Genomic DNA, 11,745 nt, shown 5'->3' with positions numbered 1-11,745 from the left:
CCGATGAGCGGCAGCGCCGACATCGTCGAGCGCATCGACCGGCTGCTGCCGCAGACCCAGTGCCGGCAGTGCGGCTTCGACGGGTGCCGGCCGTACGCGGTGGCCCTCGCCGCCGGCGATGCCGACATCGACCGCTGCCCGCCCGGCGGCGACGCCGGCGCGCGGGCGCTGGCGCGGCTGCTCGGGCGCGAACCGCGGCCCTACGACCGCACGCGCGGCGAGCACGCTCCGGTCCCGCAGGTGGCGCTGGTGGTCGAGGCCGACTGCATCGGCTGCACCAAGTGCATCCAGGCCTGCCCGGTGGACGCCATCGTCGGCGGCGCCAAGGCCATGCACACCGTCATCGAGCCGCTGTGCACCGGGTGCGAACTGTGCCTGCCCGCCTGCCCGGTGGACTGCATCGTGATGATCGCGGCAGCGCCCAACGGGAGCTGCGCTCCGGCCGCCGCTACGCCGCTGGATCCGTCGCCCCTGTAGGAGCGGCCCATGGCCGCGAAGGCCGCGGGCGCCTCCGATCCGGATGGCGGCGATTCCCGGCGGTGGCGGCCATGGGGGCTTTCGCGTGCATGGCACGCTCCTACGGGGAGCAGGCCGCTGCGTGACCTGTAGGCGCGGCCGATGGCCGCGACCGGGACGTCCGCCGCATCAGCGGCACGCCGTGCAGATCCGCTCCACCTCGAGTCCCTTCACTTCCAGCTTGGCGACCACACCGTCTTCGCCGAGCAGGTGCAGCGCGCCGACCACGACCAGGGCGTCGCCTTCCTCGGCCAGGATCGCCTCCAGCTTCGGCACCCAGGCGTCGTTGCGCTCGACGTTGATGCGGCGGTACAGCTCCGGGAACTGTTCGCGCATCTGCGCGGCCATGCCTTCCCACATGCCCTGCGCATCGCCGTCGCGCCAGGCCTTGTGCAGCTTCTCGATCTCCTCGCGGCCCTTGTCGCCGGTGGCCTTCAGCGATTCCTGCAGGAACTGCAGCTGCTCCTTGCGATCCATGCCGTCGAGGAAGGCGATCTGCTGCTCGCCGGTCTCCAGCCCCGAGGTGGGCTTGCCGGCATCGGCGGCGCGCTTGGCCAGGTGCGCGTCCAGCCCCAGCGCGGGGTCCAGGCCGTACTTGGTCATCTCGGTGATGGTGACCATCAGGCCCACGAACCAGGGTTCGAACATCTGCAGCACCTGCGGGGTGAGCTGCATCTTCTGCAGGTTGGAGGCGTTCGCGGCCAGCCAGCCCTGCAGCTCCGCGGCGGTGCCGGGCGGCAGCTCGCTGTCGAGCTGGGTGCCGTCGGTGCGCATCGCCGCCTGGCCCATCTTCATGCCCAGGGTGGGCGAGTTCATCTCTTCCGGCGGGATCTCGAACACCAGCCGCTCGGCATCGTCGAACGCGGCATCGACGTCCGCCGAAAGCGGGTAGTCGCCGGGCTTGAGCAGGTGGAACGAGCCGAGCAGATAGACCGTGCTGTCCTCGTCCGAGACCTTCCACAGCAGCGGCACCGGCGGCGCGCCGGCGGCGGCCGGCGCCTCGGGCGCGGCGCGGGGCTTCTCGGCGTGGACGCCGCCGACCAGGGCGATGGCGAACGCGGCCAGCAGCAGCGGCTTGAACGGGATTCGTTTCGACAGGCGCATGAAGACGTCCTTGCTTTGCGTGGGAAGAGTTCGCCCGGAATCAGCTGGCGGGCTTGGCGTAGGCCTTCTCGCCGGCGGTGATGCGCAGGTCGAGGCGGTTCTCGGGCGGCGGCAGCGGGCAGGTCGCGTGCGCGGTGAAGGCGCACGGCGGATTGTAGGCGCGGTTGAAGTCGAGCGTCACGTTGCCCTGCGCGTCGGGCGCGTCGGTGTACAGGTATCGCCCGGCGCCGTAGCTGCCCTGGCCATTGGTGCGGTCGGCGAGGATCAGGAACAGCGCGCCCTCGCCGCCCTCCAGCGCCTCGAGCCGGTACTGCTGGCCGTCGCGCTCGAACTCGACCGCGCCGGGGTTGGGCTGCGCTTCGACGATGCCGATGATGTTGGCGATCTCGATGGTGCGGCCCGGCGGGTGCGCCACGAACTTGCCCTGCACCCGCCAGCCGGGGTCCATCGGCCAGTAGTCGAGCCCGGCGAAGCCGGTGCGCCCCTCGGCCTCGTCGTGGCGGACGCGCAGCGCACGGCGGCCGCCGCGGGCGATGACCGAGATCTCGCCCTTGCCGTCGTCGAAGCCGATCGTGCTCGGCGTCGCGCTGAAGTCGTCGTGCAGTTCCACGCGTCCGGTCAGCGGTTCGCCGTCGAGGGTCAGCTCGACGTCCTTCTCCGGAGTGAAGAACAGGCGCCCGCCCTCCTGCTGCAACAGCCCGATCCGCGGCGGGCCCTTGGCCAGGCGCAGGCCGCTGCCGCTGCCGACGTAGTGCGCCTTGAGCTCGATCCAGTGCAGGCCGATCAGGCCGGTCCAGCCGTCAGGCGCCAGCAGGCTCTCGCGGCGCTGCTCGCGCCAGGCTTCCTGTTCGCGCACGAACGCCGCGTCCGCGCCGGGCACCGCGGCGATCTCCGCGGTCTCGGCCGCCGGTTCCGCATCGGCTCCGGCCATTGCCGCCGCATCCTCCGGGCTCTGCGGCGTGCGCCCGCAGCCGGCCACGAACGCGGCCAGCGCCGCGGCGATCCACACAGACTTTCCGGTCATCCCCATCTCAGCGCCCCCGCATGAACCAGCGATCGATTTCCGACAGGCCGAAGCGCGCCCAGGTCGGGCGCCCATGATTGCATTGTCCGGAACGCTCCGTCTCCTCCATCTGCCGGAGCAGGGCGTTCATTTCGGGCACGGTGAGCCGGCGGTTGGCGCGCACCGCGCCGTGGCAGGCCATGGTCGAGAGCAGCTCGTCGCGCGCACCGGCGACGCGGCGGCTGGCGCCGTGCTCGCGCAGGTCGGCCAGCACGTCGCGCAGCAGCGCCTCGGTGTCGCCTTCGGCCAGCAGCGCCGGCACCGCGCGCAGGAGCAGCGACTGCGGGCCGGCGCGGGTCACCTCGAAGCCGAGCTCGGCCAGCGTGGCCGACTCGCGCTCGGCCACCTCGGCTTCGCGCTCGGACACGGCCACCGTCTGCGGCACCAGCAAGGGCTGGGTGCGCAGGCCCTCGCTGTCGTGCGCGGCCTTCAGCTTCTCGTAGCCGATGCGCTCGTGGGCGGCGTGCATGTCCACCACCACCAGGCCGTCGGCGCACTGGCTGAGGATGTAGATGCCGTGCAGCTGCGCCAGCGCGTAGCCGAGCGGCGGCGGCGCGGCGTCGTCGTGCGCGGGCATGGGCGTGGCCACCGCGCCGGCCGGTGCGCCCGGGCCGCCGGTGCCGGGCGCGCCGTACAGTGCGGCATAGCCGGCGCGCGCCTCCTCGACGCGCAGCGCCAGCCCGGACTGGTCGCGGGCGCTCGGCTGCCAGGACACCGCGCCGCCGGCACCCGCCCCGGCGGCGAACGCCGGCTGGGTGCCCGGCGCCTGCGCCGGCGCCTGCTGCAGCCCGGCACGGGTGCCGGCCAGCGCGTCGTGCAGGCTGCGGTAGACGAAGTCGTGCACCAGCCGCGCGTCGCGGAAACGCACTTCGTGCTTGGCCGGGTGGACGTTGACGTCGACGCGGTGCGGATCGAGTTCGAGGAACAGCACGTACGCCGGCTGGCGGCCGTGGTAGAGCACGTCGGCGTACGCCTGGCGGACCGCGTGCGCCACGCTGCGGTCGCGGATCGCGCGGCCGTTGACGTAGAGATACTGCTGGTCGGCGCTGGCACGCGAATAGGCCGGCTGCGCGATCCAGCCGTGCAGCCGCAGCCCGGCGCCCTCGTGCTCGACCCGCAGCGCATGTTTGGCGAACTCGGCGCCGAGGGTCTCGTGCAGGCGCTCGTCGGAGAACAGCGCGCCGCCGCCGCGGTAGCGCCGCGCCGGCTTGCCGTTGTGCGAGACCCGCAGCTCGACGTCCGGCCGCGCCAGCGCCAGCGAGCGCAGCCACTCCTCGATGTGCCCCAGCTCGGTGCGCTCGGCGCGCAGGAATTTGCGCCGCGCCGGCACGTTGAAGAACAGGTCGCGCACCTCGACGGTGGTGCCCTGCGGATGCGGCTTGGGCGTGACCTCGCCGACCCGCCCGCCGTCGACCGCGAGCGCGGCGCCGTGTTCATCGGCGGCGCGGCGCGAGACGATGCGCAACCGGCTGACCGAGGCGATCGACGGCAGCGCCTCGCCGCGGAAGCCCAGCGTGGCCACCGCTTCGAGGTCGTCGAGCGAGGCGATCTTGCTGGTGGCGTGGCGCGATACCGCCAGCGGCAGGTCGCCCGGGGCCATGCCGCCGCCGTCGTCGCGGATCCGCACCAGGCGGACCCCGCCCTCCTCCAGGTCGACGTCGACGCGGGTGGCGCCGGCGTCGAGGGCGTTCTCGACCAGCTCCTTGACCACGGAGGCCGGGCGCTCGACCACCTCGCCAGCGGCGATCTGGTTGATCAGGGTGTCGGGAAGCTGGCGGATGCTCAAGCTGCGGGCGGTTGCGCGCTGCGGCGCTGCGGTTCGGATCAGCGCTGATGATAGCGGCAGCGGCGGCGGCGTGGCCGCCGGGCGCCGCTCGCTCGCAGGAGCGTGCCATGCACGCGAGACGGCGATTCCGGCCATGCCCGGAATCGCCGCCGGCCCCGCCGGAGCCACCCGAGGCCTTCGCGGCCATGGGCCGTTCCCACGAGAACGCGTGCGCCGCGGGGAGCGCGCGGTGTGCAGCGCGGCGCGGAGGAGCCACGCGCCCGCGCCCGGGCGGCGCGCCTTGCGCTAGCTAGGGGCTGCCGCCGCCGGCCGCGCCGGTGCCGCTGCCGCCGCTCGCGGCGGCCGCGCGCGCGGCGTACAGCGTGCCCGGGGGCGGCTGCGAGGAGAAATAGGTGTTGACGCCGTCGAGCACGGCGCGCGCCACGGTGCGCTGGAATGCCGGGTCGACCAGGCGCCGCTCCTCCTCGGGATTGGAGAGGAACGCGGTCTCGACCAGCATCGCCGGCATGTCCGAGGTGCGCAGCACCGCGAAGTTGGCGCGCTCGATGTGGGGCTTGTGGTTGTTGCCGATGCGCTTGAGGCCGTCGAGGATGTGGCTGCCGGCGTCCTCCGACGCCTTCATCTGGCCGCTCTGGGTGAGGTCGAGCAGCACCGAGGCCAGGGTATCGTCGGTTTCCTGCAGGCGCACGCCGCCGATCAGGTCGGCCGCGTTCTCCTTGTCCGCCAGCCAGCGCGCGCGCTGCGAGGAGGCGCCGCGCAGCGACAGCACGTACACCGACGAGCCCTTGGCGTTGCGGTTGTGGGCGGCATCGGCGTGGATCGAGATGAACATGTCGGCGCCGGCCTCGCGCGCCAGCTGGGCGCGGCGGTTGAGCGGGATGAACACGTCGCGGTCGCGGGTGAGGTACGAGCGCAGGCCGGGGGTGGCGTCGATCTGGCGGCCGAGTTCGCGGGCGATCGCCAGGGTGATGTCCTTCTCGCGCTTGCCGGTCGGGCCCACGGCGCCCGGATCCTGGCCACCGTGGCCCGGGTCGATGGCGATCACGAGCGGGCGCATGCCGGCCATCGGCGCGCGCGGCAGCGGGGTCGGCGCGGGCTGCGCGCTGGCCTGGGACTGGGATTGGGATTGGGGCTGGACTGTCGTCGTCGCCGCCACCGCCGGCGCGGACTGCGGGGGGGGGTCAGGCGCAGCCGCGGCGGACGCGGAAGCGACCCCGGAGACCAGCCGGGAAGTCGCGTCCCTGGAGGCGGCAGCCGGGTCCGGCGTTCCGGCGCCCGGAGGCGGCCGCGCGGCGGCCGCGGCGTTGCCCGGCGTGGTCGCGGCCGGCTGCGCGACCCGGGCGATGACCTGCCCGATCGGATCGCCGCCGGCGTCGCCCGGCCACTCGACCACCAGCCGCACGCCGTCGGCACCCGGCTCGAAGCGGGGCCGCAGCGCCACCACGGCCTCGGCCAGATCGAAGACGATCCTGGTGACGCCCGGCTCGGGTTGCCCGCTGCGCACCGCCCGCACCAGCCCGGCCGGGGCCGGCAGCGCGACGCCCTTGCCCAGCGAGACCCCGGGCAGGTCCACCACCAGGCGGTCCGGGTTGGCCAGCGAGATCACCTTGTATTCGGTTTCCGCCGGCAGGGCGAACTCGGCGCGGGTGCCGGTGGCACCGGCATCCAGCCGCAAGTGCTTGATTTCAGAAGCCGAGGCAGCGCCGCACGCCAGTCCGGCCAGCAGGACCAGACGGATCAGGATTTCCTGGAGCGGGGTTCCCCGGCGGCGCATGCGCGCTAGTCAAGCACCAAGCCAGATGCTTTGCAAGCGGTTTTCCTTTGTAAATCCGGGCCCTGGCGGCTGTTCCTGCAGTCACGGTTCAGGAAGGACCCGCAACTCGGACCCGGGATCGGCCAGCGCCGGCGCCCGCAGCCAGGCGGCGCCCCGCTGGCCGCCCGGCAGCAGCCGGGCGTCGCGGCCGGGGCCTGCGATCGCCAGCTCGACCGACAGGTCGGGGGCCGGGAGCGCGCCGGCGCCGCGCTCCGGCCATTCCACCAGCCACAGCGCCGCCCGGGCCTCGTCGAGACCCAGGAACTCGAGCTCGCCGGGGTCGCCGATCCGGTAGAGATCCAGGTGCACGGCCTCGCCGCCCCCCGCCAGCGGGTAGCGCTCCACCAGGGTGTAGGTCGGGCTGCGCACCGTGCCGGCGACGCCGAGCGCGCGCAGCCAGGCGCGCGCCAGGGTGGACTTGCCGGCGCCCAGATCGCCGTGCAGGTAGACCACGGCGGCGGCCGGCGCGCTGGCGGCGAGCGCGCGTGCCAGCGCGCCGGTCGCTGCCTCGTCGGCCAGGTGCAGGCGCAAGCCGCCGCTCAAGGATTCACCAGGCGCCGCAGCTGCGCGATCAGGTCGCTGGGCAGCAGCCCGCGCTCGCCGCCGGCCGCGGCGGCATCGCCGGCGGCGGCATGCAGCAGCGCGCCGGTGGCGGCGGCCTCGAACGCGGGAAACCCCTGCGCACGCAAGGCGGCAATGCAGCCGGTCAGCACGTCGCCCATGCCGCCGACCGCCATGCCGGGGTTGCCGGCGGCGATCACCCGCGGGCGCTGCCCGGGCGCGGCCACCACGGTGCCGGCGCCCTTCAGCACGACCGCGCAGCCGAAACAGGCGCACAGCAGCCGCGCGGCCGCGAAGCGGTTGGCCTGGATCTCGCGGGTGGAGATGCCCAGCAGGCGCGCCGCCTCGCCCGGATGCGGCGTGAGCACCGCGTCGGCCGGCGGCGACTGCGCATGGCTGGCGAGCAGGTTGAGCGCGTCGGCGTCGAGCACCAGCGGCCTGCCGCTGGCGAGCGCGGCCTGGTGGAGCGCCCGGCCCCACGCCTCCTGGCCCAGCCCGGGGCCGACCGCCAGGACGCCGGCACGCTGCACCAGCGGCGCCAGCGCGGACTCCGATTCCACCGCCTGCACCATCGCCTCGGGGCAGCGCGCCAGCAATGGCGCCACGTGCGCGGGGCGCGTGGCCACGCTGACCAGGCCGGCGCCGCTGCGCAGCGCGGCCTCGGCGGCCAGCAGCACCGCGCCGCCCTTGCCTTCGTCGCCGCCGATGCAGAGCACGTGCCCGGAGCCGCCCTTGTGGCTGTTGCGCGGACGCGGCGCGAAGCGCGCGGCCAGCATCGAAGCGTCCAGGCAGGCGGCGACCGCTTCGAAACGGTTCAGCAGATCCGCCGGCAAGCCCAGGGAGGCCAGCGCCAGCAGGCCGACGTGGTCCAGCGCGGCGCCGGTGCGCAGGCCGGCGTGCGCGGCGAGGAACTGCACGGTGACGTCGGCGCGCACCGCGGAGCCGGGCACGTCGCCGCTGTCGGTGTCCACGCCGCTCGGCGCATCCAGCGCCAGCACCGGCGCGCCGCTGGCCGCGATCGCTTCGATCAGTGCGCCGCAGGCGGCGTCCGGCGCCCGCGACAGGCCGATCCCGAACAGCGCGTCGACCACCGCGTCGGCGCCGGGCAGTGCGCCGTCGAACTCCAGCACCCGGCCGCCTGCGGCGAGGTAGTCGGCGCAGGCGCGGCGCGCAAGCTCGGTGCCCGGCGCATGCGCGGCCAGCCGCACCGCGCGCACCTCGCAGCCCGCGGCATGCGCATGGGTGGCCAGCACGTAGCCGTCGCCGCCGTTGTTGCCGGGGCCGCAGACCACCACGATGCGCCGGGCCTGCGGCCAGTGCCGCAGCAGTTCGCGCCAGGCGGCTTCGCCCGCGCGGCGCATCAGCTCGAAGGCATCGCCGCCCAGCCGGGCGCTGGCGGCGGCTTCGAGCGCGCGCAGCGCGGCGCCGTCGTACAGGCCCGGCGGAGGCGGGCCTGGCGACGACGGGGCCGGGTCGCGCGGAAGGTCGGCGCTCATGGGCCGGATTCTATACTCGGCCGATGACAGCCACGCCCGCACCGGCCACCCCCGCGGCCGATCCCGCCGCGCTCGCGGCGCGGATCCGCGCGCTGGCGCGCGAGGCCGGCTTCCAGCGCTGCGGCATCGCCGGGATCGAGCTGGGCGAGGACGAAGCGCACCTGCGCGACTGGCTGGCGCGGGGGCTGTACGGTTCGATGGAATGGATGGCGCGGCACGGCGACAAGCGTTCGCGGCCGCGCGAGCTGGTGCCCGGCACGCTGCGGGTGATCTCGGTCGGGCTCGACTACGGCCGCAACGACGACGACGACGCCTGGCGCACGCTCGCCGACGGCGAACGCGCCTACGTCGCGCGCTACGCGCTGGGGCGCGACTACCACAAGCTGATGCGCGGCCGCCTGCAGAAGCTGGCCGAGCGCATCGCCGCCCAGATCGGTCCGTTCGGGCACCGGGTGTTCGTGGATTCCGCGCCGGTGCTGGAGCGGGCGCTGGCGCGCAACGCCGGGCTGGGCTGGATCGGCAAGCACACCTGCCTGATCGACCGCGACGGCGGTTCCTGGTTCTTTCTCGGCGAGATCTACGTCGACCTGCCGCTACCGGTGGATGCGCCGGCCAGCGCGCACTGCGGCAGCTGCACGCGCTGCATCGACATCTGCCCGACCGCGGCGATCGTGGCCCCGCACCGGCTCGATGCGCGGCGCTGCATCAGCTACCTGACGATCGAGCACGAGGGCGCGATCCCCGAACCGCTGCGCCCGGCGATCGGCAACCGCATCTTCGGCTGCGACGACTGCCAGCTGGTCTGCCCCTGGAACAAGTTCGCCCGGCGTACAGACGAACCGGACTTCCGCGCCCGCAACGGCCTGGACACCGCGAGCCTGGCGGAGCTGTTCGCCTGGGACGAGGCGGAATTCCTGCGCCGCACCGAGGGCTCGGCGATCCGCCGCAGCGGCCACCGCCGCTGGCTGCGCAACATCGCGGTGGCGCTGGGCAATGCGCCGACCACGCCGGAGGTGGTCGGCGCGCTGCGCGCGCGCGCCGACGCGGCGGACGGGGTCGTGCGCGAGCACGTGGCCTGGGCACTGGCGCGCCACGGCGCCGGCTGACCGCCCGGCACCGGCCGGCCGCGAGCGTGCGGCTTCGTAGGCGCGTGCCATGCACGCGAAGGCCGGCGCGGTCGGACAACTCCGGGATCGCCGCCACGCCGGCCGGAGGCATCCGCGGCTTTCGCGGCCATGGGCCGCTCCTACCGGGGCGGTTCAGGCGCTCGTGGCCGGCGCGTGCCGCGCCATCAGGTGGACGTCGACGTAGTCGCCGTCGCGCAGCGCGTAGCCGCGGGCGATGCCTTCCCGGACGAAACCGTGCCGTTCGTACAGCGCGATGCCAGGGGCGTTGTCGGTGTACACCTCCAGCTCAAGCCGGCGCACGCCGTGCCAGCGTTCGGCGGTGTCGATGACCGCCTGCAGCAGCTGCGCGCCGATGCCCTGCGCCTGCCGCGACTGCGCCACCGCCATGCCGAGGTTGGCAGCGTGGCGCCGGCGCGGGTTCTGGAACACTTCGAAGCCGGCACCACCCACCAGCGCGCCATGGTCGTCGATCGCCACCAGCTGCACGATGTGCTTCGGCAGATCCGCCAGGGCGTTCTGCCATGCGGCCAGCGACGGGAACGGCGGCTGCAGCGTGCCGGCATACGCGCCCCGCTCGGAAAACAGCGTGTAGAGCCCGCCGGCGTCCACCGGCTCGGCATGGCGGATGCGGATCGCCTCGTTCAAGGGCCGCGGTGCCAGGCCATCGCGCACGAAACGACTGCGCAGGACATGGCGCAGCGCGCGCCGGCATCGCCCGGTCTGGCGTGGCGGATACGGATCGCGCCGGTCAAGCGCCGCTGCGCCGGCGCGCCGCGATTTCGTCGAGCAGCGCGCGGGTGACCGGATCGGAGACTTCCGCGCCCTCGCCCCTCACCGCCGGCAGCAGCTCGCCGGCGATGCGCTTGCCCAACTCCACGCCCCACTGGTCGAAGGCGTTGATCCCCCACAGCACCGACTGCGCGTAGACGCTGTGTTCGTAGAGCGCGATCAGCGCCCCCAGCGAATGCGGGGTGAGCGCATCGAGCAGCAACAGCGTCGAGGGCCGGTTGCCGGGATAGGACTTCTGCGGATCCTCCGCGGCATGGCCGTTGGCCAGCGCCTCGGTCTGCGCCAGCAGGTTGGACAGCAGCGCGGCATGATTGTCGGCGTAGCCGTGGTCGGGATTGACCACGCCGATGAAATCGGCCGGAACCGTCTGGGTGCCCTGGTGCAGCGCCTGGAAGAAGCTGTGCTGCGAGTTGGTGCCGGCCCCGCCCCACAGCACCGGCACCGTGTCCAGGCCGGCGGCGTCGCCGGCAGGGGTGACCGACTTGCCCAGGCTCTCCATCACCAGCTGCTGCAGGTAGGCCGGCAGCAGCGCCAGGCGCTCGTCGTAGGGCAGCACCGCCTGGACCGGCAGGCCGAGGGCGTTGCGGTTCCACACCGCCGTCAGCGCGTGCAGCACGGCCAGGTTGCGTTCCGGCGGCGCCTCCAGCGCGTGCGCGTCGAGCTCGGCGGCGCCGGCGAGCAGGGCGCGGAAATGGTCCATGCCGACCGCCAGCGCGATCGCGAACCCGACCGCCGACCACAGCGAATAGCGGCCGCCCACCCAGTCCCACATCGGCAGGATGCGCGCGGCCTCGACGCCGAACGCCTCGGCCTTCGGCACGTTGGCCGAGACCGCGTAGAGGCGCTCGCCTCCGCCCAGCCAGTCCCTGAGGATGGTGCCGTTTAGCAGCGTTTCCTGGGTGCCGAAGCTCTTCGACACCAGGATCGCGGCGCTGCGCGCCGGATCCAGGCCGCGCAGGGTGTGCTGGGCGTCGCTGCCGTCGACGTTGGTCAAAAAATGCACCCGGAAGCGCCCGCTGCGCGCGTCCTTGAGCGCGTCGACCACCAGCCGCGGGCCGAGGTCGGAGCCGCCGATGCCGACGTTGACGATGTCGGTGACGTCAGAATTCGCCAGCGCCTGCACCATCGCGGCCATCCGCGCGTGGGCGTCGACGGCCTGGGCGCGCGCCCGGCGCGCGGTGTCGGAGGCGCCCAGGTCCGAACGCAGCGCCACGTGCAGCGCGGGACGATCCTCGGAGCGGTTGATCCGCTCGCCCTCGAACAGCGCCCGGAAGGCTTGCGGCAAGGCGGCCTCGCCGGCGAGGCGCAGCAGCGCGCCGAGCGCGTCGCGGTCGAGGCGCTGGCGCGAGAAGTTGGCGTACAGCGGGCCGACCCGGAGCGCGAGGCCGGCCGCTCTCCCCGGATCGGCCGCCACCAGCTCGGCGATGCGGGCGTCGGCCAGGCGCCGCGCATGCGGCGCCAGCAAGGCGGTGAGCGGCTGCCCCGCCACG

Annotated in this window: 10 protein-coding genes; 2 read left to right on the top strand and 8 right to left on the bottom strand. The window is 74.2% G+C overall.

What is annotated here, in order from left to right; translation table 11 throughout:
* The first annotated feature begins 3 nt into the window (after positions 1-3).
* Complete coding sequence (rnfB, locus tag QFW77_RS14900) at positions 4-477, top strand: Rnf electron transport complex subunit RnfB (RefSeq protein WP_280575561.1); 474 nt, start codon at positions 4-6, stop codon at positions 475-477.
* Between the two features lie 168 nt (positions 478-645).
* Here rnfB and QFW77_RS14895 read toward each other — a convergent pair whose 3' ends face one another.
* The 6 genes from QFW77_RS14895 to QFW77_RS14870 all read right to left on the bottom strand — a co-directional run bounded on the left by QFW77_RS14895 (position 646) and on the right by QFW77_RS14870 (position 8,339).
* Entirely contained in the window at positions 646-1,620 is a 975-nt protein-coding gene (locus tag QFW77_RS14895) for a TraB/GumN family protein (RefSeq protein ID WP_280575560.1), read from the bottom strand.
* 40 nt (positions 1,621-1,660) lie between these two features.
* On the bottom strand, positions 1,661-2,644 hold the full coding sequence (locus tag QFW77_RS14890) for a DUF1684 domain-containing protein (protein WP_280575559.1): 984 nt from the start codon (positions 2,642-2,644) through the stop codon (positions 1,661-1,663).
* A gap of 7 nt (positions 2,645-2,651) precedes the next feature.
* Positions 2,652-4,469, bottom strand: a complete 1,818-nt coding sequence (gene mutL / locus QFW77_RS14885; protein ID WP_280575558.1) for a DNA mismatch repair endonuclease MutL — start codon at positions 4,467-4,469, stop codon at positions 2,652-2,654.
* 289 nt (positions 4,470-4,758) lie between these two features.
* A complete protein-coding gene (locus QFW77_RS14880; protein ID WP_280575557.1) occupies positions 4,759-6,243 on the bottom strand; it encodes an N-acetylmuramoyl-L-alanine amidase in 1,485 nt (494 codons plus the stop codon).
* Between the two features lie 81 nt (positions 6,244-6,324).
* Entirely contained in the window at positions 6,325-6,813 is a 489-nt protein-coding gene (gene tsaE, locus QFW77_RS14875; protein ID WP_425603345.1) for a tRNA (adenosine(37)-N6)-threonylcarbamoyltransferase complex ATPase subunit type 1 TsaE, read from the bottom strand.
* Between the two features lie 8 nt (positions 6,814-6,821).
* Positions 6,822-8,339, bottom strand: a complete 1,518-nt coding sequence (locus tag QFW77_RS14870) for an NAD(P)H-hydrate dehydratase (RefSeq protein ID WP_280575556.1) — start codon at positions 8,337-8,339, stop codon at positions 6,822-6,824.
* Between the two features lie 23 nt (positions 8,340-8,362).
* Between QFW77_RS14870 and queG the strand changes: the two genes are divergently transcribed.
* Complete coding sequence (gene queG / locus QFW77_RS14865) at positions 8,363-9,445, top strand: tRNA epoxyqueuosine(34) reductase QueG (RefSeq protein ID WP_280575555.1); 1,083 nt, start codon at positions 8,363-8,365, stop codon at positions 9,443-9,445.
* 153 nt (positions 9,446-9,598) lie between these two features.
* Here queG and QFW77_RS14860 read toward each other — a convergent pair whose 3' ends face one another.
* Together QFW77_RS14860 and pgi are read right to left on the bottom strand one after the other, a co-directional pair.
* Positions 9,599-10,111 (bottom strand): GNAT family N-acetyltransferase, encoded by a 513-nt coding sequence (locus tag QFW77_RS14860; RefSeq protein ID WP_280575554.1) that lies wholly within the window; start codon positions 10,109-10,111, stop codon positions 9,599-9,601.
* 103 nt (positions 10,112-10,214) lie between these two features.
* Positions 10,215-11,744: a glucose-6-phosphate isomerase gene (pgi, locus tag QFW77_RS14855; protein ID WP_280575553.1), complete on the bottom strand. Its 1,530-nt coding sequence runs from the start codon at positions 11,742-11,744 to the stop codon at positions 10,215-10,217.
* Between the last annotated feature and the right edge of the window lies 1 nt (position 11,745).

Source organism: Luteimonas endophytica, from assembly GCF_029887875.1.
Classification (GTDB): domain Bacteria; phylum Pseudomonadota; class Gammaproteobacteria; order Xanthomonadales; family Xanthomonadaceae; genus Luteimonas; species Luteimonas endophytica.
The sequence above is the reverse complement of the archived record's forward strand: the minus strand, read 5'-3'. Positions and strand labels throughout refer to the sequence as shown.